Here is a 25,799-nt window from a genome sequence, read left to right on the forward strand (position 1 = left end):
ATGGTCGCAGGTAAAACAACGGAACCCGGCTCGCCTTGGGCCCCTTTCCGGCACCGCGCCTTTGCGGTGTTGTGGCTGGCGACGGTGATTTCCAATGTGGGCACCTGGATGCACGATGTCGCGTCCGGATGGCTAATGACATCACTCTCGCCGTCGCCGCTGATGGTTGCCCTGGTGCAGGCGGCGACCAGCGCTCCCGTGTTCCTGTTCGCTTTGGCCGCCGGTGCGCTGGCGGACCTCACCAGCCGGCGCAGGTTGCTTATGACCGCGACGGTACTGCTGTTTATCAACACACTGGCGCTCGCTATTCTGGTCACGGCAGGGAAAATCACACCCTGGTTGCTCCTGCTATTCACCTTCCTCAATGGCGCCGGCGCCGCCTTTGTTGCACCGGCCTGGCAGGCCATCGTGCCTCAGCTGGTACCGCGCGCAAGCCTCCAGTCTGCCATTGCCCTCAATGGAGTGGGGATCAACATCAGTCGCGCCATCGGGCCCGCACTGGCCGGCGCCATTATTGCGGCGATCGGTATTGCCTGGCCCTTTTTGATCAACGCCCTAAGCTTTCTGGTCGTGGTGGCCGCGCTGCGCTGGTGGACACCGCCTCCCTCAGTGCCCGGCGATCTGCCCGCGGAGCGGTTCTTCAGCGCCATGCGTGCCGGAGTGCGCTACGTACGCGCGAGCCGGGCGATGCGTTCAACGCTGATCCGCGCCGTTGCATTTTTCCTGTTTGTCAGCGCATTCTGGGCACTGCTGCCGCTGGTTGCGCGGCAAGAGTTGAATGGAGGACCACAGCTTTACGGATTCATCCTGGGCGCTGTTGGCGTGGGTGCCGTGGCCGGCGCGATGTGGCTCCCAACATTGACGAAGAAGTTCTCTCCCGATCATCTGGTGGCCATGGGAACACTGGGTACCGCGCTGGTACTTGCCGTACTGGCGCTGGTGAAGCGCCCGGACGCCGTGATTGCCGCGAGCCTGCTCGCGGGTGCCTGCTGGATCACCGTTCTGTCACGCCTGAACGTGTCGGCGCAACTCGCCCTCCCCGATTGGGTACGCGCCCGCGGACTCTCCATCTTCATCACGATTTTTTTTGGTGCCATGACACTCGGCAGTATTGTCTGGGGGCAAGTGGCAACCAGACTCGGTATCCCCACCACCCAGTTGATCGCTGCCGCCGGCGCAATTTTCGCGGCACTGCTCAGCTGGCGTTTCAAATTGTTGCAGGGAGACGCGCTGGACCACTCCCCCAGCGGTTACTGGCCGCAACCGCTGGTAGCCGAGGACATTGCACTGGATCGGGGACCGGTGATGGTTACCGTGGAATACCAGATCGATCCCAGCGATACCGCACCCTTCGTGGATGCCATACGCCCACTGAAGGCGTCGCGCGAGCGCCATGGCGCCTACGCGTGGGGACTGTTTGAGGACGTCGCCATTCCGGGGCGCATGCTGGAATATTTCATCGAAGAATCCTGGGTCGCCCACCTGCGTCATCACCAACGGACATCCGTACTCGACAGCGAAATACAACAGCGCGTGCTCCAGTATCAGCGCCCGGGTACCGCACCAATCGTGATCCATCGGCTGGCGCCAGACCCAAGCCGGCGCGCGGTGCGAAATAACGCTTGTGCCGATGGCACCCTGAAATGACGGAGGTAACCCGGAAAATCTGGCGCCAGCCGGTTCTCCCTCTGTCTGTGGCGGTTGTCGCACGGCTGGTAATGCCGATCTCGATTTCGCTCACACCGACGGTGGCGAGCGCCGAAGCTGAAGATCTGCCCCCACTCGAAAAACTGCGCTTTGATGAAGACTACGCGTCACTGCTTACTCAACCCAGGTCATCCTGCTGGCCGGCATGCTGGAAAGCCATTCCACTGGACAACAACGCCGGCGGCTATGTAAACCTCGGCGGAGAAATCCGTCAGCGCTACGAATACACCAGTAATCCCACTTATGGGCAGGCCCCGCAGGACCCCCACGGTGTCTGGTTCCAGCGCTACGTATTGCTGGCCGACCTGCACTGGAACCCGTATGTGCGGCTGTTCGGGCAGCTCAACAGTGCCTTGGAGTCCGGGCGTGCGGAGGGCCCAAGTCCCGTCGATGAAAATCAGCTCGAGTGGCAGAACCTGTTCCTGGATTTCCACGTTCCCGCGGGCGACCAAAACAGTCTTATTCTGCGCCCCGGACGACAGGAAATCGTGCTGGGTTCAGGGCGATTGGTTGATGTGCGCGAAGGGCCCAATGTCCGGCGCACCTTCGACGGTGGCAGAGTGTTGTTCGACGATGTTGAGAAGTGGCGCCTGGACCTGCTGGCCGTGCACCCACGCACCGATAACCCGGGTGTCTTTGATGACGAAAGCAGCGGCCGACTGTCCCTGTGGGGCGCCTACGCGACCATTCAGCGCCCGTATACCGCGCCCGGCAATCTGGATATCTACTACCTGGGATATCGGGATACCGACGCGCTGTACGTACAGGGAAGTGGGCGTGAGGAGCGCAATTCCTTCGGCGCGCGCTACTGGGGAGAATCCGGAAACTGGCGCTGGAACTGGGAAACGCTTTATCAGTCGGGTACGTTTGCGGGTGGAGAGATAGCGGCATGGACGCTGGCTACCGAAACCGGGTATCACTATACCGACCTGCCCTGGCAACCGGAGCTGCGATTCAGCATCAACATAGCCAGTGGGGATGACGATCCGGAGGACCGCGAACTGGGCACCTTCAACCCCCTCTTTCCCCGCGGCAATTATTTCTCGGAGGCCGCGGTTCTGGGGCCGCGTAATTTTTACAACTTCCACGTGTTCGTCAATGCTCTTCCCTGCCCGAACCTGTCTCTCACGGCCGATCTCAATTTGTTCTGGCGCCTGGAAACCGCCGATGGCCTGTACAGCCCCAGTGGTCAGATCGTTCGCTACCCCGGTGGCAGCGATGCCCATTTCTCAGCGACGACCCTGTCCATGACACTGGAGTACACCTTATCCCGCGGACTGGTGTTTACCGCCATACAGACGTTCGGCAAACCCGAGGCATTCCTTGAGCAGACCGGCACCCACCAAGATCTCAACTTCACTGAATTGACGCTGCAATATCGGTTTTGACGGCACTGATCCTCGAATCACCCGCACAGCTTTAACCTGCACTGCTTTAAATAGTTGCGCAGTGGAGTGTCGCAGGCGCCCTGTCATATAGCGAATTGAAATAATCAGAGTGAGGCATCCTGCGTGGGATTTCCTTTCCCCCCTGCCGTCACGCGATTGACTAGTCTAAAGTGAGGCGCCGAAACTCTTTGGCATGCTCAGGCAACGGTGGATGTCTGTGGACGAATGTGGAAAGTAGCCGCGTGAAGTTTTCCCCTATTTGGCTGGTCCTCGTCAGTGTCGCTACAGTCGCTGTAGTACTGGCGATCCTGCATTATTTCAATCTGGATGACCGCCTGATCGAGCTGATGCAATGGATGGACACCCTGGGCTGGCAGGCGGGCATCTGGTTCGCCCTGGTGATCGCGGTGGCCATCGTTTTCCTGTTCCCCGGGGTGATATTCACCATGGGCGCGGGCTTTGTGTTCGGGGTGATCAAAGGCACGATCTATGTGGTACTGGGCACGACACTCGGCGCGGCAATGGCGTTTCTCATCGCCCGATACTTGTTTGGCCAGCGCACCTCGGCGTGGGTGATGTCAAAAATCAAACCGGACAATCTCGGCGAGATTGTGCGCGATGAAGGCTGGCGCATGATCATGCTCACGCGTATGGTGCCGCTGTTCCCATTCAAGCTGACGAATTATTTTTTCGGCCTGACGCCACTCAAATTTCGCGACTTTGTTATCGGTACCTTTATCGGCGTCATCCCCATCACGGTGAACAACGTATATGTGGGGTCGATCGCTGCGGATCTCGCCAGCATCGGCAGTGAGCGCGCGGAGCGGACAACAACAGAGTGGACGCTGTACGGCATTGGCTTTGCACTCGCCGTCGTGGCCATTATCGGCCTGACACGCATGGCCCGTCGCGCGCTGAGGAAAAAAATCGACGAAGGAGCACAATGATGCCCTGGATGAAATGGCTTCCCTGGCGGTTCTTCGTGCGCAAATTCGCCACCGCGCACGGATTCCTCGATCCCCTCGCGGTCATGGCCCGCCTGCAGCGTTTCGCCGAGCCCTCGGAGGTCAGTGAACCCATCGAGCTGCTGCGCGCCGGGGTTATTTTCCACGCCCGCGCGCTGATGAACAGCAAGGTGATCCAGCACAATCTGGATTGGGTGTGGCCCTACTGGATCGAGCGCCAGTTCGACCCGGCGGATGTAGCGTTCATCCCCCGCGCGTTTTCCATCACACACTGCAACCTGAGCCATCGCAACTGGACGGCGGTCGGAGTTCCGGGCAGTGAGGAAATGCCGATTGTCGACCCTCGCGGACTGCTCACACCCCACTATGATGGCTGGTCAATCGACAGCTGGGTCATCGGCGACGACGGTCTGGATCTGTATCCCTCCCAGCACAAACACGTCACCCAGCGTCTGGATTTGAAGGATGGCGTGGCCGTCGTGACAGAAGCGCAATCCGAGCAGGCGACCCTTTCCAGCCGCGTGTGGGCAGAGCTGGACGAGCGCAACAACAATTGCCTGCTACAGGTGCAGGCGCAGCACAACACCGGCGGTTGGCTGGTGGTGGCACTCCGCCCCTGCAACCCCGAGGGTGTGGCCTTTATCAACAAGGTCGCACTCGACCAGAATCGCGACCGCTGGCTGATCGACGGCAAGGACCGGATTTTCTTCGACCGCCCGGTGGATCGCCACCACGCATCGGATTACCGCCGGGGCGACATCGCCCTCTACCTGCGGGACGAGGGCAATGAAAATCATGCGGAGTGCGATGTGGGCATGGCCACGGCAGCTGCGCTGTTTCGTCTGGAACCCGGAAAATCCGTCGATACCCTGGTAAAAATTCCTCAGCGCTGCAAGCTCACCAGCGGCAACGCCCCCTCCGGGTGGAAGCAGAATCTCGAACGACACTGCGCCATGTCCGTGCCCGACACACAGCTGCAGTTTCTTTACGACGCTGCCGTGCGCACCCTGATCCTGCACTCGCCCTACGACGTTTACCCCGGGCCTTATACCTACAAACGCTTCTGGTTCCGCGACGCCGCGTTCATGATCCAGTCGCTGCTGCACGCGGGACTGCTGGAGCGCGCAGAGCGCGCGCTGGAACGATTTCCCTCGCGGCAAAAGCGCGATGGGTACTTCCACTCTCAGGATGGCGAATGGGATTCCAACGGCGAGGCGCTGTGGATCATCGACCAGTACTGCCGTATTACCGGCAGTAAACTGAAACCGGAATGGCTGGACCCGGTACTGCGCGGCGCACAGTGGATTCACAACAAGCGCATGCCGAAAGATGGCACCCTCACCGGTGGTCTGCTACCGGCCGGCTTCAGCGCCGAACACCTGGGTCCGAACGACTGCTATTTCTGGGATGACTTCTGGGGTATTGGCGGCCAGCTGGCCGCCGTGGCCATCTGTCAGCGCGAGGGGTATTCCCAGGACGCAGAGACCTTCCAGAATCAGGCGGATGACTTCCTGCTTACCGTAGATGACGCATTGCAGCAATGTGCCGCGCGCCTCAAGCGCCCCGCCATGCCCGCCTCCCCCAAGCGCCGCCTGGATGCCGGCGCCATCGGTTCCATCGCCGCCGGTTACCCGCTGAAACTCTATCCGGAAAATGATCCGCGCCTTCTGGATCTGGTGGAGTTCCTACAGGAAAAATGTTTCGTGTCCGGCGGCTTCTTCCAGGACATGATCCACTCCGGTATCAATGCCTATCTCACCATTCATGTGGCGCAGGTCCTGCTGCGTGCGGGCGACCCGCGCTGTATCGAGCTGATGCGCAATGTGGCCAATCTCGCCTCGCCTACCGGCCAGTGGCCGGAGGCGATTCACCCGCACTCTTTCGGTGGTTGTATGGGCGATGGGCAGCACGCGTGGGCGGCGGCGGAGTGGGTCACCATGCAGCGTAACTGTTTTGTACGCGAGGAAGGCGACAGCCTGATTCTGGCTTCGGGACTGCCACCCGAGTGGCTGAGCGACAACACGGCGCAGAAGCCGATACGCTTTGGACCGGCACCCACCCATTTCGGAACCATCTCGCTGGAAATCACGCCGGGAGAAAAGCCGAGAATTTCCTGGTCGGGGAAATGGCATAAGGAAGCGCCCACCATTGAAGTCCGCGCATTCGGCTACAACGCGGAAATTGCCGAAGCCGGTGTGGAAATGATGGAGCTGCAACCCAAGTGAACATCGTCATGCTCACGAATACCTACCTGCCCCATGTGGGCGGTGTGGCACGATCCGTCGATGCCTTCTGCCGGGAATATCGCAAACAGGGGCACCACGTACTTGTGGTCGCGCCGGAATTTTCCGAAAAAATCGACAACGAACTGGACGTAGTACGCATCCCGGCCATCCAGAATTTCAATGGCAGCGATTTTTCTGTGGCGCTGCCGCTCTCCGGTGAGCTGACGGAAAGGCTCGATTTTTTTGAACCGGATCTGGTGCATTCCCACCACCCGTTTCTGCTGGGCATGACGGCCCTTCGCATCGCGCGCAGCCGGGAATTACCGCTGATATTCACCCACCATACGCTGTATGAGCGCTACACCCACTATGTGCCCGCAGACTCGGAGACATTGAAGCGTTTCGTAATTGAGCTTGCCACCCGCTACGCAAATCTCGCGAGCATGGTATTCGCCCCCAGCGAGAGCGTCGCCGACCTGCTGCGTGAACGCGGGGTAAAGAAACCCATTGCCGTGGTGCCGACCGGCGTGCAGCTGGCACACTACCGCAACGGCGACGGTGGCGCGCTGCGTAAACGGTATGGCATTCCGGAAACGGCATTTGTGATCGGCCACCTCGGGCGGCTGGCGGAAGAAAAAAACCTGGAGTTTCTGGCCAATGTGGTGCTCGAATTGATGCACCGCAACGACGACATTCATTTTTTGCTGGTGGGTTCTGGTCCGATGCAACAACGCATAGCCGACCAGTTCGAAGCACAGCGCTGTTCCTCCCGCCTGCACCTCACGGGGACCCTGCAGGGAGAAGCCCAGCGCGATGCCTACAGCGCCATGGATGTTTTCGGTTTTTCCTCCACCAGTGAAACCCAGGGCATGGTGCTCACGGAGGCCATGGCGGCCGGCGTGCCAGTGGTGGCGCTGGATGCGAGCGGCAGCCGCGAGGTGGTGGAGGATCACATCAATGGTCGTCTGGTCCTGAAGCATTGCCCGCGGGAAATGCTGGCCGCCCTGCAGTGGGTTCACGATCTCGAGCCAGAGGAGTATCGGCACCTGCGCCATGCCGCCGTACAGACCGCGGAGCGTTTTTCCATGGAAAACTGCGCCGCATCCGCGCTGCAGCACTACCAGTCGCTCGTCCACCAGCACTGGCCACTGGACGATTCGCTCTATGCCCAGTGGATGCGCCTGCGCAACACCATCGGCGCCCAGTGGGAAATTCTCGAGGGCGTCACCAGTGCCGCCACCGCGGCACTGGACCGGGACCATGCGCTGAAGAAGTGAATCACACAATAACGTCGATCAACGGACAGGTGGGCGTAACCCTATGATGACCCGTATCGAGAGCACCCTGCGCCGATGGCGCCGCCGCATCAGCCGCAGCGAGTGGCTGGCACGGATGCTCAAGTTACAGATCAATGAACGTGACCCTGACGCACCGGCACTGGTGCTGATCCAGGTCGACGGTCTCGCTCGCCCGCAACTCGACCGCGCGCTCGCGGAAGGCAAGATGCCGTTTCTGAAACGCCTGATCGAGCGCGAACACTACCACCTGGATCACATGTATTCCGGCGTGCCCGCTACCACCCCCGCGGTGCAGGCGGAGATTTTCTATGGTGTAAAAGCGGCGGTACCGGCATTCGGGTTTATGTCCACCGACTCCCAGGAAATGCTGCGGATGTACGAATCCAACGCGGCGAACAAGGTGGAAAAACGGCTGACCGACGCCGGTTGCGAGCCGTTGCTGAAACACGGTAGCTGTTATGTCAGCGTATTTCGCGCTGGTGCCGACAACGACGAGGCTCACTTCTGCCCCGCGTCCCAGGGCTGGGGTCCCTCTCTCAAGGAGGCGGGGCCGCTGGCGCTACTGATGTTACTGCTGGCCAATATCTGGAGCCTGATCCGCACCGGCGCGCTGCTTCTACTGGAGCTGGTGTTGTCGATTGTGGATTTTTTCCGCGGCCTTACCGACGGTCAGGATTTCATCCGCGAGCTGATGTTCATCCCTACTCGTATAGGCATTACCATCCTGCTGCGGGAATTATCCACCGTGGGCGTCAAGATCGATATTGCCCGCGGCCTTCCGGTGATCTACATCAATTTTCTGGGCTACGACGAACAGTCACACCGCCGCGGCCCCAGCTCCAAATTTGCGCACTGGACACTGAAAGGCATCGACGACGCCATCGGACGCATCTGGCGTGCTGCGCACCGCTCCTCCCGTCGCCACTACGATGTGTGGGTCTATTCAGACCACGGTCAGGAAGACAGCACCCCCTATGAAACCCTGCACGGTCGCAGCTTCGCCGATGCCGTGAGTGAGGCGCTTTCCGACCTGCCGCAAAAGCCCAGCGGCTATCGCGCCAGTGGCAACCACGGTATACAGCTGCAACGTATCCGCCTGTTTGGCGGCCAGTGGGTGCAGAAACTCTTTCCGGTCAAAGATCCCGAGAAACACCGGGATGGAGAAGCCCCCATGGCACTCTCCGCCATGGGGCCACTGGCCCTTCTCTACAACATCCATTGCAGGGATACCCCACCGGCGGAAGTCGCCCGTCTGATCGTGGAGAAGACCCGGGCACCGATGGTCCTGTACGAAGACCCCGAAACTACGGAAGTGCAGCCAGACGGAAAAAAAGTGCGCAAGGTGCGCGGCTGGTGGCGTCACGGCGCGTTCTCCCTGCCCGAAGACGGTCGCAAGATCATGGGGGAAGAGCACCCTTTTGCGGATGAGGCCGTGGAGGATCTCGCCAACCTCTGCCGTCACCCGGATGCCGGGGATTTCATCGTCTGCGGCTGGTGCGCAGGGCACGAAAGCATCACCTTTGCCATTGAGTGCGGCAGCCACGGCGGTGCGGCGCCCAACGAGACGCACGCGTTTGCCCTGATGCCTGGCGACATCCATTTTCCAGAGGATGGCAAGGGCCACTGGCGCCCCAGGGATATACGTGATGCAGCGCTGAAATTTCTGCGCGCGCAACCCGCACGTCAGCTTAAATCGCCCCCCCCGGTCACGGTTGTCTCGTCAACGGCTTCCCACACCCGGCATCCAGATTCCGCTGCCGTCCCGGTGGCATCGGCGCCCAAAGAACAAGCCACCGTCACCAAAACCCTGCGGGTGATGACCTACAACGTGCATATCTGCAAAGGCACCGATGGCAAGTTGTCGCCGGAGCGCATTGCTAGAGTGATTGCGCGGTACGCGCCGGATGTTGTGGCGCTGCAGGAAGTGGACGTGCGGCGCCAGCGCACGGGCGGCATCGACCAGGCACATCAGATTTCCCGCCTGCTGGCGATGGACTGCCATTTCCAGCCGGCCATGCATCTGGAAGATGAACGCTACGGCGACGCCATCATGTCCTGCTACCCGGTGCGGCTGATCAAGAAAGATATTCTCCCCGGGCCACCGACCAATTCCCGGCTACCCGGCTTCGCGGAGCCGCGGGGCGCGCTTTGGATAGAGGTGGACTTCCACGGCACCAAGGTGCAGGTGTTCAACACCCATCTCGGGCTCAGCAAGGCGGAGCGTCTGCGACAGATCGACGCGCTGACAGGAAAGGAGTGGATGGGCAGCGAGCAGTGCCCGCGACCACGCATACTGGTAGGAGACTTCAATGCGCTACCGGGTTCTCAGGAAATCAAGCGCATGTCCGCATTTCTCGACGACACGCAGTTGAAGCTGAAAGGTCATAAACCAAAAGGCACGTTTTTCAGCCGGCTGCCGAAGGCTCGTATCGACTATGTATTCGTGGACCCGGAACTCGAGGTCCATGGCATCCACGTACCCCGCAGCGAACTCACTCGCCAGGCTTCGGATCACCTGCCGCTGATTGTTGACCTCAAGGTGCCCGTACTCCGTTGCACTGATCACGAACAAACGCGCGACTAATCCGCTGTGCCCAACAGTTCACGCACCTGAGCCTCTCTGGCGCTGCGCATGCCCGCGGCACGCCCTTCTTCGAGTGCAGTCTCCAATGGCGCGCCCTTTCTGACGCGATAGATGGCCCACACGGCCCCCACCCGATTGCCCGAGGCACAGTGCAAGAGCACCGGCGCCCCTGAAGTATCTGCCAGAATTTCTCCCAGCTCCGCGATCAAAGCATCGGAGGGCGCACCCGCGGAGACCGGCAGATTGATGTAACGCATACCGGCCGCCTCAACCACCGCCTTTTCTTCCGCGGTCCCCTCCTCCGGGGTTCGCAGATCCACAATCGTGCGAAAGCCCTTCTGTTTCAGGGCGCTCACCTTATCAAGATCTATACTGCCTCCAGTGGCCAGTTGCGGGCGCAGGCGATTGTAATTCGCTACCACAGCCCCCATCTCATCCGCTGACGGGACTTGAACGTTTGATCCCTGTTTTGACCTCTGGGGCAGCGATGTTTGGGCGTCCTGCGCATTCGACGCACTGGCCACCAAGGCGGTTGTAAGCAGAGTGAAAGCACAGAGAAACAATACTGAAGGTCTTTTTGGCAAATTCATTTCCAATCCTCGGTTTTACACGCTATTTTGCCCCAAGTTTTCAAATAAGGTCGAACCCGGTGCCTACTTGAAGGTCCAAAGCACTGGTTATATGATCCCGAAAGATTTTATGTTCACTAGCAGGAGACGCTAATGCAGCCGCAAGTTTATTCACAGTCCGGAGTACTGGAACGCTCGGAGGCCGCCAAGGTATTGCGCAACACCTACGCACTCCTGGCAATGACTGTTCTATTCAGCGCAGTCACCGCTGGTGTATCCATGGCCATCGGCATGGGCCGCGGCATGAGCCTGATCTGCTCCCTGGGCGCACTGGCCCTGATCTGGTTTGTACTGCCTCGCACCGCCAACTCCGCCTCCGGCGTGGGTGTGGTGTTTGCGTTCACCGGCCTGCTGGGTGCGTCCCTGGGTCCGATGCTGAATCATTTCGTAGGCCTGCCCGGTGGCGGCCAGGTCGTTATGCAGGCTCTGGGCACCACCGCGCTGATCTTCTTCGCACTGTCTGCCTACGTGCTGACTACCCGCAAAGACTTCAGCTTCATGGGCGGCTTCCTGTTTGTCGGCCTGATCGCGGTTCTGGTCTGCGCCCTCGGTATGATGATTGCCAGCTTCTTCGGCGTACACATGCCGCTGGCCAGCGTCGCCCTGAGTGGTGTGATTGCCCTGCTGTTCTCTGGATTCATCCTGTACGACACCAGCCGTATCGTAAACGGCGGTGAAACCAACTACATCATGGCCACCACCTCGCTGTACCTGAACATCCTGAACCTGTTCACCAGCCTGCTGCACATCTTCGGCTTCGCTTCCGACGATTGATCAGCGCGCGCGACAGGATCAAACAGTGCCCCGCTCCGCGGGGCATTTTTTTATCGGCAATAGAAATTTACTCGGATGCAATTCACCCTCGTCGTCTACGGCGCCCCTCACGCCTCTGAAAGTGCCGCTACCGCGCTGCGTTTTGCCCGCGCCGTGCTCGACTCCGGTCACGGGATTTACCGGGTGTTTTTCTACGGCGACGGCATTCACAATGGCAGCGCGCTCGCGGCCCCCCCCCAGGATGAGCAGGATCTGCTCGCCCAGTGGCAACAACTACGGCAGGCGCACGATCTCGATCTCACCCTGTGTATCGCCGCCGCTCAGCGCCGTGGGGTGCTCAGTGACAGTGAAGCCAGGCGCCTGGAAAAGCCTGCCGCGAATGTGGCCGCCGGATTTGCACTGGCCGGCCTCGGACAGTTGGCAGAAGCCGCGGCACTCAGCGACCGCGTTGTCACGTTTGGAGGTTGATGCGATGCCCCGAAAATCCATCCTCGCTATCTGCCGCCATGCGCCCTACGGCAATACCCTCGCCCGCGAGGGGCTGGAAGCCGTACTTGCCTGCGCCGCAATGGACCAGATTCCGGAGGTACTGCTGATCAACGATGGGGTATTCCTGTTACTGGATCAGGACGCTCAGCAGATTGGAGAAAAAAACCTGCGTCGAAATCTGACCGCGCTGCCCATGTTCGGCGTTGAAACGCTGCACCTGTGCGAGCGCAGTCTGCAGGAGCGCGGTATCGATCCGGCACAACTGGCTCTCCCCGGTGCGGAACTGAAAATACTGAAACAGCCCGGCGAATTCATTAGTGGCTTCGACCAGGTACTGAGTTTTTGAAATGACCCTGCATATCGTCAACCAGTCCCCGTTCGCCGGCAGCGCCCTGCGGGATTGCCTGAACGCCTTCCATCCCGGCGACGCACTGCTGCTGATTGAAGACGGCGTCTACGCCGCCGCCGACCGGCAAACAGCACTTCCCACCGGTGCCACCTACTGTCTCACTGCCGACGCACGTGCGCGTGGCGTTTCCATTCCCGCCACTGTCGAAAGTATCGATGAAGCCCGCTGGGTCACCCTCTGCACCGAGCATAACCCCGTCGTCAGCTGGTTCCGGTAATACACAATGGAAAATCTGAAGATCGAAGGCCGCGAAATTCCGCTGGATAAAGAGGGCTTCCTGCGCGATCTGGACGACTGGAGCCCGCAGGTAGCAGAAGCGCTGGCCGCACAGGAAAATATTGCACTGACGGACGATCACTGGGACGTAATCCGGCTGCTGCAGGATTTTTACCGGGAGTTCGAGCTGTCACCGGCGATGCGCCCGTTGGTCAAATACGTGGGCCAACATCTGGGCCCGGAGAAAGGCCGCAGTATTTTTCTGATGCAACTGTTTCCACCGAGCCCCGCCAGGGTTGGCAGCAAGATTGCGGGATTACCCAAGCCGACCAACTGTCTGTAGGCCAGCGTTCACTGGATGATCAACTGCTCACGTGCACAAGTACCCGCCGCTTTCCGCGGTGGTGCCTGTGTTCCCAGAGAAAGATTCCCTGCCATGTTCCAAGCATCAATTTACCGCCGTGGACTGGTATTGAAAGACTGCTGGCAGTAAGCGCAGATTTTATGTGCGCGGGCATATCATCCGCACCCTCCATGGTGTGCGTATATAACGAATCATTTTCCGGCACCAGGCGGTTCAACCAGTTTTCCAGGTCCACTCGTGCACTGGGATCCGCGTTTTCCTGAATCAGTAAACTCGCCGAAGTGTGCTGGATAAACAGAGTACACAAACCGTCACCAGAAAATATCTGGCCTTGCAGCCAGTGTTCCACCATATCGGTAAACTCGTGCAGCCCCTGCCCAGGCACGGAAATATCCAATTGTCCAACCGCCATTATCCCTCCCGAATCACCCTCCGGTAAAAAACGCCTTGGCCCCTGTCATGCCGAACTGAAAGCCCATGGCGATCACAATAAGCCCCATCATACCGGAGACCAGGTTGTGCAAAAAATTATCACCATCACCCGAGCCGGACATTCTGGATGTAAGTAGAAGCACCAACCAAAGAGCCACTACGGCGATCAGCGCTCCGAGTAAAGCGGTAATGGGTAATTCCGCTCCGGAATGATTTACCGAGAGCGTGATGATTCCGGTGATCGTGCCGGGGCTTGCCGCAAACAGAATCAAAGGTGTAAGTGAATGTGACTGATTGCCCACGGCCGGATCACGTGGCGAAGATTGGCCAAAGCTCGCGCGGATCATGCCAAACCCCATGGCGGCCAGAACCAGACCACCAGCAACTTGAAACACATCCAGAGAAATACCGAAAAGCTTCAACAGTTTCGCGCCGACCAATGCAAAAACCGCGAGAATGACAAATATGGATACACTCGCCCTGGTGGCGCTGATAGCGCGCGCCGCTGGCGATTGTCCCGCGCTGACTTGCGACAACATCAGGGCACAGACCACGGGATTAATCAGAGACAGCAACGTTATCGTCGCCTGGACAACCTTCATGTAATCCATAGCACGGTTCAACAACAGGTAATTAGTGAAGCTGGGTTCAGCACCGGGACCGGTCTTCGGCAATCCGTCAGAGAATCGAGGTAGACCCAGTGGCGCGTTTACCGAAAAGCATAGACGTATCGCCCGCCCTCCGTGCGTATCCCGGCCGGGGATGTCCAGTGTGCGCGTGCTCCTGCTAATGACAGCGTGCAGACAAGACAGATCTGCTGCGAAATAACGAAATAGAACGAACGGTCACGAATTGCGGCATTGGCCACGTGTACCGCTGGTAATCCGACCCAGCGGCAGCATCGTCACTGCCTGCCATCCAACCGCGGGCAACATCCGCTATAATCCGCGCCCGCAATCCAGAAATACCCCTAATTACGGTACCGACATGGCCCTTCACCGCGTAAACCCCGACGACTACCAGCAGCAACTGGACCAGAAGGTGGCCCGCCTGCAGGAGGCCTATGCCTTGTATACCGATCTCGCCCCCGAGGTCTTCCCCTCCCCACCCAGCCATTACCGACTGCGCGCGGAATTCAAGATGTGGCAGGAAGGCGGCCGCGTGGACTACGCCATGTACAAGCAGGGCGAGTACAAAAAGCCATTCGTGATCGAAGAGTTTACCGTTGGCTCCAAGCGCATCAACGAATTGATGCCAGTGTTACTGGAGGCCATCAACAGCAGTGAAATCCTGCGCAAACGCCTGTTCTGCACCGAATTCCTCACAACCCTTGGTGGCGACGCACTGATTACCCTGATCTACCACAAGCAGCTGGACGAGACGTGGGAGGCGGAAGCCCGCGCACTGCAGGATCAGCTCGGCGTGCCGGTGCTAGGCCGCTCGCGCAAACAGAAAATCGTGCTCGACCGCGATTACGTGATTGAAACGCTGGAGATCGACGGCCGCACTTACCAGTACAAACAGGTGGAAGGCAGCTTCACCCAACCCAACGGCGAAATCTGCCGCTCCATGATCCAGTGGGCCAGAAGCTGTTGCGAGAAAAGTGAAGAAAGTGATCTGGTAGAGCTCTACTGCGGCAACGGCAACTTCACCATCCCGCTCGCAGAAAAGTTCCGCAACGTACTGGCCACGGAAATTTCCAAAGTGTCGGTAAATGCCGCCCAGGAAAATATCGCGGCTAATGGAGTGGAGAACCTGCACATCCTGCGGCTCTCTGCCGAGGAATTCACCCAGGCCATCGACAAGGTCCGCCCCTTCCGCCGCCTGAAGGATTTCGATCTCGACAGCTACGATTTCTCAACCGTGCTGGTAGATCCACCCCGCGCAGGCCTGGATACGGACACCTGCGCGATGATAGCCCGCTTCCCGCGCATCCTGTACATCTCCTGCAATCCGGAGACCCAGCTGGAAAATCTGGCCGAGCTCACCAAGACTCACAAGATCGAGCGCTTTGCGATCTTCGACCAGTTCCCCTACACCGACCACACCGAATCCGGTGTACTGCTTATAAAGAAATAAACCGAAAGTCAGAATTTGCGGCCAAGAATCCGCTTGGCTGCATCCAGCGCAAAATCACGGTACTCGTCTTCCACCCGCGCCATTTCCTTCTCGAACGCAAACTGCTCCTTGCGGGTGAGCTTTTTCCAATCCTGCAGAATCGGAATGTGGCTGGTCTGGTCGGCGACTTTGTAGAAAGCCACAAACTCCTTCTTCACCGGCTCATCCACCTGTAGCGAATCCAGCAGCACGCGGATTCGCAGTGAAGCTTCGGTCAGGCCCACACCCTCGTCCAGCAGCGTTTTGGCAATTATCTGGATACTGGTATTCACCCGGTCCCGCTGTGCTTCCGCAGCAGCTTCCAGCTCGGCCAGTTGCTGGGCCTGACGTTTGCGCGCCTTGCGCAATTCCAGGCAGTAGTAAGTCGCAATAGCAGACAGAGTAAAAATAATCAGTCCGGCAATCACCAGAATCCAAACCGGCACTTCGGTCATGAGAGAGACACCTTCAACAGCGCCAGCCCAAGGCTGGCAGTAACAATGGATAAAAGAGTACTGATCGCAATGATATTGGCCGCCAGCTGGCTGTTACCACCCAGCGCCCGCGCCATGATGAACGAGGCGGATGCCGTTGGCGCAGCAGCGAGCAGGAACAGAATCGCCATCGCCTGCCCGTCCAGCTGGAACAGGAAACCAAATGCGAGCAGTACCAGCGGCACGATCAACAGTTTGAAGGCACTCGCAGCAAATGCACCGAAGGAGCTGCGCTTCAACATACTCAAGTCGAGGCTGGCACCGATACACAGCAGCGCCAATGGCAGCGTCACCGAGGCCAGATAATCACCGGTCTGCACCAGCATCGCCGGCAGCTTGAGCCCGACGGCCTTGGCGATCAGGGCCGCGACAATCGCGAGGATCAGCGGATTGCGCGCGATGTCCTTGCCGAGTCTGGCCCAGCTGAATTTGGCTTTCTGGCTGTACACGGCGAACAGCGCCACTGCGGCGATGTTATAGAAAATCGTGATCACCGCCATCAGCAGCGCCGCCTGCGCAAGCCCGTGCGGGCCGTAGGCATTGGCGGCCCAGGCAAGGCCAATAATTCCCAGGTTGCCGCGGAAGGCCCCCTGGATAAATGTGCTGCGATCACCGAATTCAAATGGGCGTGCCGCGAGCCAAGCCAGCGGCACCGTGAGCACGGTGCCGATCAGGCCCGCCAGCAACAGCGGCCACTCGTCACCAAGACGCGCATCGGAGCCGAAAATATTGAAGAACAGCAATGCGGGCAGCGTGACCAGAAACACCAGCCTCGAAGCATCGTCGACGAAGCTTTCACTCAGCAGGCCTACGCACGCAAGCCCATACCCCACCAGCAAGGTCAGAAAGATAGGCGCGGTAACCGAGAGCGCAAAGGAAAAAGTTTCGAGCAGGGATTCCAAGATGTAAACGATGTCCCAGATTTAATCCGTTTCGGTTTCGCCGGCGAGTTCATCCTCGGCCAGCACATCCTCAAGCAACTCGTCCTCTTCGCTGTGCTCCAGCGCCGGCAGCCGGTGTGCGTCTTCCGCTTTCTCCCGCAGATGCGCGGCAATCTGCTTGCGGGTTTTCGCCCCCAGCTTGCGCAAACTGTCGATGCGTTTCACCGCGTTGCCACGGCCGGTGGCCAGGCGCTTGTAGGTTTCCTGATAGGCCTCGTCCGCCTGGCGGATACGGCTGCCGAGAATATCCAGGGATTCCAGCACCAGGGCAAACTGGTCGTGCAGTTTGCCCGCTTCCGCGGCGATTTTTTCCGCATTTTTGTTCTGCTTTTCGTAGCGCCAGATATTTTCCACGGTGCGCAGGGTCGCCATCAGGCTGGTGGGGCTCACCAGCACGATCTGCTTTTCATAGGCAAAACGGAACAATTCCGGGTCCGCCTGCATCGCCAGCATGTAGGCGGCTTCGATCGGCACGAAGATAAAAACAAAATCCAGGGTGCGCACGCCTTCCAATTGCTCATAGGCCTTTTTATTCAGGCCGGTGATGTGTGCACGCAGGGAATTCACGTGCTGTTTCAGCGCCTGAGTGCGCTCCTCGTCGGTCTCCGCCGAGGCGTAGCGCTCGTAATCCACCAGCGAGACCTTGGAGTCGATGATCAGGTCCTTATGTTCCGGCAGACGCACGATCACGTCCGGCTGACGGCGGCGGCCGTCGCTGGTGAAGCTCACCTGGGTTTCGTACTCGCGGCCCTTCTGCAGGCCGGACTCTTCCAGCAGTCGCTCCAGCACCACCTCGCCCCAGTTGCCCTGGATCTTGCGGTCGCCCTTGAGTGCGGAGGTGAGATTCAGGGCCTCGTCGCTGATGCGTTGGGTCTGCTCCCGGAGCGCCTTGATCTGGCCCAGCAAGCTGTTGCGCTCCGCGTTCTCGCGGTCGTAAACGTGCTCTACCCGCTTGCGGAAGTCGCCGAGCTGGCGTTCCAGCGGGTCGAGACTCTTGCGCAGGCTGTCTTCGCTGCGGCGCACGAAGGCCTGTTGCTTCTCTTCAAAAATACGGTTGGCGAGGTTTTCGAACTGCTGGGTCATGGAAGCGCGGGCCTGCTCCAGCTGCTGCTTCTGCTCCGCCAGCGCCGCCTCGCCTTTCTCCACCAGCACCTGAAACCGCGCCAGCTGCTGGGACTTGCCGGAGACCTCCTCCCGCAACTGCTGGATCTCCACATCCTGGCGGGCCTCACGCTCCAGCGCGTTCGCCAGCTGCGCGGCGCTGATCCGGCGCTCCGCCTCCAGTGACCGAACCCGCTCCGCCAGACGCGCCCTGCCCACCCACACCGCCAGCACCATGGCAATCAGCACAGCCACGGCGGCTAAAATGGCCTGCTCAACGGATAATTCGAGGGGAAACCAAGTCATAAATATTCACTTAAACTTAAAGAGACCTCGAAAAATCTACTGCGCGTGCGCCTCGCGGCGTCCGGCGGTGCTCGCAATCCTCACGTACTTCAGTACGCTCCGGTTGCTCCGCTCCGGCGGCCACCACCAGCCACCCGCTCGCTACGATTTTTAGTGGTCTCTTAATACAGAACGCGGGCTGAGTTATCCTTGGTCCCGCAACCCAATGGCTACGGGAGACAGGTTTTTACATGCCAACAGGAAGCGGCCATTCTAACAAGGCCCCCAGTGCATTGATATTCGATTCCGGCGTCGGTGCCATCAGCATCGCCCGAGAGGTGCGCCGCCAGATTCCCGGGCTCACCCTGCATTTCGGCATCGATAACGGCTTCTACCCCTACGGCAACAAATCTGAAGATGAGCTGCGGCCGCGCATTGTGGATGTGGCCTCCGGCATGATGGCCGCGTGCGGCGCGGATATTCTTGTAGTGGGCTGCAACACTGCCAGCACCCTCGCGCTGCCACCGCTGCGCTCCGCCCTGAGCCAGCCCGTGGTGGGTGTGGTTCCCGCCATCAAACCCGCCGCCGCCACCAGCGCCACCGGCACCATTGCCTTGATTGCCACCGAGGGCACCGTCAACCGGCGCTATACCCGCGAGCTGATCGAACAGTTCGCCAACGGCACCCATGTCATCAATGTACCGGCGCCGGAACTGGTGGGCCTCGCGGAAGCCAAATTGCGCGGAGAGCTGGTCACCAGCGCGGACCTGATTCCGGTGATCGAGCGGATCTTCTCCGTTCCCAACGGCAACCTGGTGGATACCGCCGTACTCGCCTGTACCCATTTCCCGCTGCTGAAAGATGAACTCGCCAAGGCGGCACCGCGTCCGGTGAACTGGCTGGATTCCGGCGACGCCATTGCCCGCCGCGTGCGCTGGCTGCTCGATGAACTGAAGCTCGAGCTGCCGCTTAACCCCGCCACCAGCCAGCTGCTCACCAGCAGCGACGACAACCGCGAACAGATCGAACACGCCTTCGCCGAGTTTTCCCCCTCCTACCTTGGCGCCAGCATCCCAATCAAAGCCTGAGCCGGTTAGACTGTATCCCGCTTTGCCGCACCGCCCGCAGACCCGGGCGGCACGGCTTCCTCACAGATAACGACAACCAGAGTTCCCACAGAACCCATGCTGCAACCCGCATTCCCGCTCAAGCAGATCCTCGAGCAGCTGCCCTCGGGCGGCCTGTTGCTGACGCCCACCAATCGCCTGCGCAACCGCTGCCAACAGGTGTACGGCACCTGGCAGCAGGCGAGCAAAAACTGGGCGCCGCCTGCGGTGGAATCCCTGCAGGGCTGGCTCGACAAACTCTGGTTCCAGTTGCAGCAACAACAATGGCAACCGGCCATGTGCCGGATGTTGAACCGGGAACAGCGCCAGCTGCTGTGGCAACGCTGCGTGGAAGAGAGTCTCGACAAGGGGCTGATCAACACCCAGCAGCTCGCCGCCAACTGCGATACCGCGCTGTCGCAGCTGATCCAGTGGCGATTAGTAGAAAACCTGGACGAGGCCGACACCACTCTGGCCCACCACTGGGAAAGAACCGGCCTGCAGCCGGCGGACTATCCGCTGTTCGCGATACTGCCAAAATTCCACCGGGAGCTGCGCACGCACAACGCCATTACCCAGGACCAGCGCGACCTGTTGATCGCGCGTGCATTCGCCGAAGGCGTGCTGCGAAAAATACCGCGGCTTTCCCTTGCCGGCTTCGTACAGAACTCCCCGCTGACCGAACACATTTTCACTTGCGCCGCGGGCACGATTGAATCCTTCGACGTTCCCGAAAAAACACACAGCAAATTGCAGGTCGCCCGCTGCCACAGCCTGGAAGACGAACTCACCCAGGCGGCGCGCTGGGCCGCGGAAAAGCTGCAGCAGAATCCCGACACCAGCATCGGCATTGTCGTGAACAACCTGGGCCAGTGCCGACCGCAGGTCGAGCAAATTTTCGCCCGTGTGCTGGAGCCACAGTGGCTCGATCCTGCACAGGCCGCCTACACCCTGCCGTTCAACTTTTCCGCCGGTACGCCGCTGGCGAAAACGGCTGTAGGCTCCGCCACCCTGCAATTGCTGGAAATGCTGCGGGACAAATTCGATTACAGCCAGCTGCGCAACGTACTGTTCTCGCCGTTCTGGGGCGACAGCAGTACACAGGAACAGCACCTGCGCAGCGCCCTGTTCCGCCGCCTGCAAAAACTCGAGCTGCAGGAAATTCCCGGCAATATCCTGCGCACCTGGGCCGAGAAACTCGCCGCAGAACTCGCACCGGAGAGCCCGCTGCCCGCGCAACTGAATCAATTGGGGGACTGGGCGCGCCGCTGGCAGCGCGCGCCTGCCGAAGTCTGGGCCCAGCGCTTTTCTGAACTGCTGAACAACCTCGGCTGGCCCGGCCAGCGCAACCCCGACAGCCAGGAATATCAACAGCTGATGTTGTGGGAGCAGGCCCTGGAAAACTTTGCCGGCCTCAGCGAATTCACCGGCGCACAGCCACTCAACAAGGCGCTGCAACAGCTGCGACAAATCGCCAGCCGTACGCCGTTCCAGGCGGAAACCCGCGATGGGCCGCTGCAGATCCTCGGTGTACTGGAAGCCGGCGGCCTCGCCTTCGACCATATCCGACTGGTGGGCTTCGGCCAGCAACAGTGGCCCACGCCACCGTCCCCCAACCCCATGCTACCGGTTCTGTGGCAGAAAGAATGGAAGATGCCCCGCGCCAGCGCCGAGCGCGAACTGGCGCTCGCCCAACAGCTCACCCGCGACCTGCTGAATGCCAGTGACGATATCGTGGTCAGCTACGCCTGCGAGGAAGACGGTGTGGGCCAACTACTGAGCGCGCTGTTTGTCAGCGACTTAGACGTGCAGACAAAAGACGGCGACGCGCTCTCCAGCCTGTACCAGACGCTTACCGATGCCCCTGAACTGGAGTGCATCAGCGACGCAACCCTGCCCCCACTCAGCCCCGAGGACTGCGCCCAAGTGCGCGGCGGTGCCGGTGTGCTCAAGGCCCAGGCCCTGTGTCCGCAGAATGCCCAGCTGCGCTACCGCCTGGGTGCGGAAACGTTTGCCGAGCCCGCCCTTGGCCTCAGCGCCGCTGAGCGCGGCAACCTGATCCACGAAATGCTCGCCGCCTTCTGGCAGCAGTGCACAAGCTCAGACCAGCTCGCCGCCATGACAACCGAGCAGCGCGACCAGCAAATCCGCTCCGCCATCGACACTGCCATCGCCAGGCTCAAGCGCAAACACCCGGAACTGCCGGAGGCCTTCTGGCAGCTGGAACAGATCCGTTTGCGCGACATTTTCGAGCAGTGGCTGCCGCTCGAACAGGATCGCCCCGCGTTTACCGTCTCCCAGGTGGAATCCGAACTCACGGTCACCCTGCAGGGCCTGACCTTCACCCTGCGCCTCGACCGCATGGATACCCTGGCGGAAGGCGAGGAACTGGTGATCGACTACAAAACCGGACAGCCCTCCGTGGCCGACTGGCTACAGCAGCGCGTGCGCGAACCACAGCTGCCGCTCTACGCCCTGGTCCAGCCTCAAGCCAAAGCCATCGCCTTCGGCGTTGTCAGAAACGGCGATTGCAAATACCAGGGCTGCGGCGAACTGAGCCAGCCGATCAACGGCATCAAAACCGTGGCGGACAGCCAGAAAGGCTCTTCAAAACAACAGGAACCCGAAATCATCCAGTGGGACCAGTTAAAGGAGCACTGGCAACAGGCACTGGCAGGCCTCGCGGAAGAGTACAAAACCGGCCACGCCGCCCTCGCCTTCGATCGCCCGGCGGACAATGAAAACCAGAAGGCACTCTGGCCCCTGAACCGCTGGCCGGAGAGGCAGTAACACCATGACCACACATATTCCCGTAGACGCCCGCGAACGCGAACGGGCGCTGGACATCCAGCAGAGCTTCGCGGTTTCCGCCCCCGCCGGTTCCGGCAAGACCGGCCTGCTCACCCAGCGCCTGCTGAAGCTGCTGGCCGCGTGCCAGCAGCCGGAAGAAGTGCTCGCGATTACCTTTACCCGCAAGGCCGCCGGTGAAATGCGCGAGCGCCTGCTGCACGCGCTGCTCGATGCCCGCGACAACCCCGAGCCGGAAAACCCCCACGCAAAAATTACCTGGCAGCTGGCCAGCAATCTGCTCGCCCACGACGAAAAGCACCAGTGGCACCTGCTGCAAAGTCCGCAGCGCCTGCGCATCCAGACCATCGACGGCCTGTGCCGCAATATCGCCAGCCAGCTGCCTATCGACAGCGGCCTCGGCGCGCCCGGTGAGCCGCTGGAGCAGCCCGCCATCGCCTATCAGATGGCCATCGCCAACCTGCTGAAGAAACTGGAGAAAGATGAGCCGGACCAGAACCTGAGTCTTCTGCTGCTGCACCTGGACAACAACCTGCCGGAAGTAACGGACCTGCTGCAGACCCTGCTGGCAAAGCGCGAGCAATGGCTGGAGCCGCTGCTGTCGGTGCACCGCGAGGAAGCGGAAGACTATTTCACCTTCGTAATTCGCGAACTGATCGAACAACAGCTCGGCGAATTCAAAAAAGCGCTGGGCACCTTTGCCGGTGAACTGCTGGACCTCGCAGACTACGCCGGCACCAACCTGCAACAGGAAAAACCCGACCACATCATCTGCAGCCTTGCCGGCATCACCGAGCTGCCGCCTTGCAATGATCAGGGCCTGCCGCAGTGGCTGGCACTGGCGGAGCTGCTGGTAACCGGCACCGGCACCTGGCGCAAGTCCGTTACCAAAACCACCGGCTTCCCCACCGCAGATAAAAAATCCCCGGACCCGGAGCGCGCCAAGGCGCAGAAGGATCGCATCACCGCACTGTTGGAAGCGCTGGCCGACAATGACGAACTGCTGAATGTCATCGCCGAAGTACGCACCCTGCCCGCCGGCATGGACGAGAGCCAGTGGCAGATTCTGCGTGCAATGGCGCGCGTGCTGCCGCTGCTGGTGGCGGAACTGAAACTGGTGTTCCAGCAGCTCGGCAGCACCGACTTTACCGAAGTGGCCCAGGCCGCACTGGTGGCACTGGGAGACAGCGACTCCCCCACCGATGTGGCGCTGAAACTGGACGTGCAGATCCGCCACATTCTCGTGGACGAATTTCAGGATACCTCGCAGCTGCAGCTGGAACTGCTGCAGAAACTCACCGCCGGCTGGGAGCCGGAAGACGGCCGCAGCCTGTTTATCGTCGGCGACGGCATGCAGTCCTGTTACGGCTTCCGCAACGCCAACGTGGGTATTTTCCTCGACGCCCGTAACGAGGGCATCGGCGAACTGCCACTCACGCCGCTCAACCTGCAGGTGAACTTCCGCTCCAGCAATGCGGTGGTGGACTGGGTCAACCGCACCTTCGTCAAAGCCTTCCCGCCCCGCGACAACATCAGCCGCGGCGCCGTGCGCTATCTGGATTCCGTGGCGTTCAAACCGCAACAATGGGAAGGCGCACCGGTGTCGTTCTACGGCTGTGTGGATGACGAAGAGCGACTGAAAGAAGCCGAGCAATGCGTGGAGATTATCCAGCAATTGCAAGCAAAGGCGCCGCAAGACAACATCGCCATCCTGGTGCGCAACAAGAAACACCTGCAGCAGGTGCTGCCCGCCCTCACCCGTGCCGGCATCGCCTACCAGGCCCAGGACCTGGCGCCGCTCGCCAGCAAAATGGTGGTGCTGGACCTGCTCAGCCTCACCCGCGCCTTGCAGGACCCCAGCGACCGCATCAGCTGGCTCGCGATACTGCGCGCCCCCTGGTGCGGCCTGGCACTGCCGGACCTCTACGCCGTAGCCAACCACAACCCGAGCGAACACGGCCCGCGCGACCCGCGTGTGCCGCCAATCCTGAATTCCCTAGAAGCGTTGGATGAAATCGTCGGCCTCAGCGACGACGGTCGCAGCCGACTGCAGAAAACCGCCGCCCTGATTCTGCAGAGCTGGCATCAGCGCGGCCGCAAACCGCTACGGGTGTGGGTGGAAGGCCTGTGGCTCGCCCTCGGCGGCCCCGCCACCGTGGCGGACAAACGGGAACTCAGCAACGCCGCGGACTTTTTCCAGCTGCTGGAAAAATACGACGGCGGCGGCAGCATCACCGACTGGCCCGCGTTCGAACTGGCCCTGCAACAGCTGTTCGCCCGCCCCGCGCAGGAAGCGCGCGTACAGGTGATGACCATCCATAAATCCAAAGGCCTGGAATTCGAGCATGTGCTGATTCCCGGGCTCGACAAAACCGGCGGCGCCGGCGGCAGCGACCAGCTGCTGCGCTGGTGCACCTGGCTCAATAGCGATGTGGAAACCCGCTTCCTGCTCGCGCCCAAAAGCCCGCGCAGCGGCAAGGACCCACTCTACGCCTACGTGAAACACGACAACAGCGAACGCGAACGCCTCGAAGGCACGCGCCTGCTGTACGTGGGCTGCACCCGCGCCATTCACAGCCTGCACCTGCTGGCCTGTGTAAAGTCGTCGGACAAAAAGAACGAGGACCACAAGGCTCCGGCCAGCGCCTCACTGCTGGCGAGCATCTGGCCCGCGCTCTCCACCGATGCGGACTGGTGTCACTGGCTCAGCGCGGAAGAAACCGTGCGGAAGTCGGAGCACACCGACCAGAGTTACCTGTTGCGCACACCGGAAGGCTGGCAGGCACCGCCAATACCGCGCGAGGACTATCTCGCCCGCTATCGCATGGGGGATTTCGAGCGCAAGGCGGAAGAGGAACTCAACCTGCCGGAACTGGGTCTGGTCACCCAGCGCTGGTTCCGTCACGCCGGCACCGTCGCCCACGAGACGCTGGCCACGCTTAGCGAAAATCCCGAGCGCCTGGCCACCGCACCCGAACAGTTGATCGAAGAGCTGCGCCCGCTGTGGCAACTGCGCCTGAGTCAGTCCGGCCTCAACGGCAGCAGCCTGGAAAAGGCTCAGGAAAAAGTCGAACAGGCGGTGCTGCGCACCCTGCTCTGCCAAACCGGCCGCTGGTTACTGGATGCCAGCCATCGGGATTCCGCCGCGGAACTGGAACTGCACAGCGGTGGCCGAGAACTGCGCCGCAACATCATCGACCGCACGTTTATCGACGGCGACGACACCCGCTGGATCATCGACTACAAAACCGCGGAGCCTGTCGGTAGCGAATCAATGGAAGTGTTTATCGAAAGCCAGCTGGAGAAATACCGCCGGCAGCTCGACGGCTACCGCCGCCTGTTCTACCAGCGCGGCGAGCGCAACGTGCGCTGCGCGCTGTATTTCCCCCTGCTCCAGCGGCTCGCCGAGCTGCCAGCGGAGTAACCATTCCGCCGCAATCGGGGATGGGGTGCCACGAGCACCCCATCCTACAGACAGCCCCACATA

Annotated in this window: 21 protein-coding genes; 15 read left to right on the forward strand and 6 right to left on the reverse strand. The window is 60.5% G+C overall.

Translation table 11 applies throughout. The features are described 5' to 3' along the window. The 6 genes from C3938_RS15935 (at position 1) to C3938_RS15960 (ending at position 10,167) form a co-directional block, all read left to right on the forward strand. The gene (locus C3938_RS15935) at positions 1–1,647 is read left to right on the forward strand and encodes an MFS transporter (RefSeq protein WP_105104203.1); all 1,647 of its coding nucleotides are present in this window, start codon (positions 1–3) and stop codon (positions 1,645–1,647) included. Then, complete coding sequence (locus C3938_RS15940) at positions 1,644–3,095, forward strand: alginate export family protein (protein WP_105104204.1); 1,452 nt, start codon at positions 1,644–1,646, stop codon at positions 3,093–3,095. Before C3938_RS15935 ends, C3938_RS15940 begins: the two co-directional genes overlap by 4 nt. Positions 3,096–3,337: 242 nt before the next feature. Beyond that, on the forward strand, positions 3,338–4,042 hold the full coding sequence (locus C3938_RS15945; protein WP_233998955.1) for a TVP38/TMEM64 family protein: 705 nt from the start codon (positions 3,338–3,340) through the stop codon (positions 4,040–4,042). Then, on the forward strand, positions 4,042–6,285 hold the full coding sequence (locus C3938_RS15950; RefSeq protein ID WP_105104574.1) for a hypothetical protein: 2,244 nt from the start codon (positions 4,042–4,044) through the stop codon (positions 6,283–6,285). The genes C3938_RS15945 and C3938_RS15950 overlap by 1 nt, the downstream gene beginning before the upstream one ends. After that, positions 6,282–7,562: a glycosyltransferase gene (locus tag C3938_RS15955; RefSeq protein ID WP_105104205.1), complete on the forward strand. Its 1,281-nt coding sequence runs from the start codon at positions 6,282–6,284 to the stop codon at positions 7,560–7,562. The genes C3938_RS15950 and C3938_RS15955 overlap by 4 nt, the downstream gene beginning before the upstream one ends. 43 nt (positions 7,563–7,605) lie before the next feature. Then, positions 7,606–10,167, forward strand: coding sequence for an endonuclease/exonuclease/phosphatase family protein (locus tag C3938_RS15960; protein ID WP_105104206.1), 2,562 nt, complete (start codon positions 7,606–7,608; stop codon positions 10,165–10,167). Here C3938_RS15960 and C3938_RS15965 read toward each other — a convergent pair. Next, the gene (locus C3938_RS15965) at positions 10,164–10,589 is read right to left on the reverse strand and encodes a beta-lactamase hydrolase domain-containing protein (RefSeq protein WP_158681735.1); all 426 of its coding nucleotides are present in this window, start codon (positions 10,587–10,589) and stop codon (positions 10,164–10,166) included. The genes C3938_RS15960 and C3938_RS15965 overlap by 4 nt on opposite strands. A gap of 300 nt (positions 10,590–10,889) precedes the next feature. Between C3938_RS15965 and C3938_RS15970 the strand changes: the two genes are divergently transcribed. The 5 genes from C3938_RS15970 to C3938_RS15990 all read left to right on the forward strand — a co-directional run bounded on the left by C3938_RS15970 (position 10,890) and on the right by C3938_RS15990 (position 13,027). Continuing rightward, positions 10,890–11,570, forward strand: a complete 681-nt coding sequence (locus C3938_RS15970; protein WP_105104208.1) for a Bax inhibitor-1/YccA family protein — start codon at positions 10,890–10,892, stop codon at positions 11,568–11,570. A gap of 75 nt (positions 11,571–11,645) precedes the next feature. Then, positions 11,646–12,038 carry a sulfurtransferase complex subunit TusD gene (gene tusD / locus C3938_RS15975; protein WP_105104209.1) on the forward strand — a complete coding sequence of 131 codons (393 nt, stop codon included), beginning with the start codon at positions 11,646–11,648 and terminating at the stop codon, positions 12,036–12,038. A 4-nt stretch (positions 12,039–12,042) separates the two neighbouring features. Next, a complete protein-coding gene (tusC, locus tag C3938_RS15980; RefSeq protein WP_105104575.1) occupies positions 12,043–12,405 on the forward strand; it encodes a sulfurtransferase complex subunit TusC in 363 nt (120 codons plus the stop codon). A 1-nt stretch (position 12,406) separates the two neighbouring features. Next, the gene (gene tusB, locus C3938_RS15985; RefSeq protein WP_105104210.1) at positions 12,407–12,685 is read left to right on the forward strand and encodes a sulfurtransferase complex subunit TusB; all 279 of its coding nucleotides are present in this window, start codon (positions 12,407–12,409) and stop codon (positions 12,683–12,685) included. Between the two features lie 6 nt (positions 12,686–12,691). After that, on the forward strand, positions 12,692–13,027 hold the full coding sequence (locus C3938_RS15990; protein ID WP_105104211.1) for a TusE/DsrC/DsvC family sulfur relay protein: 336 nt from the start codon (positions 12,692–12,694) through the stop codon (positions 13,025–13,027). Positions 13,028–13,046: 19 nt separating this feature from the next. Here C3938_RS15990 and C3938_RS15995 read toward each other — a convergent pair whose 3' ends face one another. Both C3938_RS15995 and C3938_RS16000 read right to left on the reverse strand, forming a co-directional pair. Then, complete coding sequence (locus C3938_RS15995; RefSeq protein ID WP_105104212.1) at positions 13,047–13,460, reverse strand: secondary thiamine-phosphate synthase enzyme YjbQ; 414 nt, start codon at positions 13,458–13,460, stop codon at positions 13,047–13,049. Positions 13,461–13,473: 13 nt separating this feature from the next. Next, positions 13,474–14,091, reverse strand: a complete 618-nt coding sequence (locus C3938_RS16000) for a MarC family protein (protein ID WP_158681736.1) — start codon at positions 14,089–14,091, stop codon at positions 13,474–13,476. Positions 14,092–14,467: 376 nt separating this feature from the next. On the opposite strand from C3938_RS16000, the gene trmA reads away from it, so the two are divergent. After that, entirely contained in the window at positions 14,468–15,559 is a 1,092-nt protein-coding gene (gene trmA / locus C3938_RS16005; protein ID WP_105104214.1) for a tRNA (uridine(54)-C5)-methyltransferase TrmA, read from the forward strand. Between the two features lie 8 nt (positions 15,560–15,567). Here the strand turns inward: trmA and C3938_RS16010 are convergent, their stop codons facing one another. The 3 genes from C3938_RS16010 to rmuC are packed head-to-tail and all read right to left on the reverse strand — an operon-like array spanning position 15,568 to position 18,419. Next, a complete protein-coding gene (locus C3938_RS16010) occupies positions 15,568–16,032 on the reverse strand; it encodes a DUF2489 domain-containing protein (protein WP_105104215.1) in 465 nt (154 codons plus the stop codon). After that, entirely contained in the window at positions 16,029–16,973 is a 945-nt protein-coding gene (locus tag C3938_RS16015) for an AEC family transporter (protein WP_105104216.1), read from the reverse strand. Before C3938_RS16015 ends, C3938_RS16010 begins: the two co-directional genes overlap by 4 nt. Positions 16,974–16,994: 21 nt before the next feature. Continuing rightward, positions 16,995–18,419: a DNA recombination protein RmuC gene (rmuC, locus tag C3938_RS16020; protein WP_105104217.1), complete on the reverse strand. Its 1,425-nt coding sequence runs from the start codon at positions 18,417–18,419 to the stop codon at positions 16,995–16,997. Between the two features lie 230 nt (positions 18,420–18,649). Between rmuC and murI the strand changes: the two genes are divergently transcribed. The 3 genes from murI (at position 18,650) to C3938_RS16035 (ending at position 25,736) form a co-directional block, all read left to right on the forward strand. Then, positions 18,650–19,486: a glutamate racemase gene (gene murI, locus C3938_RS16025; protein WP_105104218.1), complete on the forward strand. Its 837-nt coding sequence runs from the start codon at positions 18,650–18,652 to the stop codon at positions 19,484–19,486. Positions 19,487–19,582: 96 nt separating this feature from the next. After that, a complete protein-coding gene (locus C3938_RS16030; protein WP_105104219.1) occupies positions 19,583–22,294 on the forward strand; it encodes a PD-(D/E)XK nuclease family protein in 2,712 nt (903 codons plus the stop codon). A 4-nt stretch (positions 22,295–22,298) separates the two neighbouring features. Continuing rightward, positions 22,299–25,736 carry a UvrD-helicase domain-containing protein gene (locus C3938_RS16035; RefSeq protein WP_105104220.1) on the forward strand — a complete coding sequence of 1,146 codons (3,438 nt, stop codon included), beginning with the start codon at positions 22,299–22,301 and terminating at the stop codon, positions 25,734–25,736. Positions 25,737–25,799: the final 63 nt, after the last annotated feature.

This window comes from Microbulbifer pacificus (genome assembly GCF_002959965.1).
Taxonomy (GTDB): domain Bacteria; phylum Pseudomonadota; class Gammaproteobacteria; order Pseudomonadales; family Cellvibrionaceae; genus Microbulbifer; species Microbulbifer pacificus_A.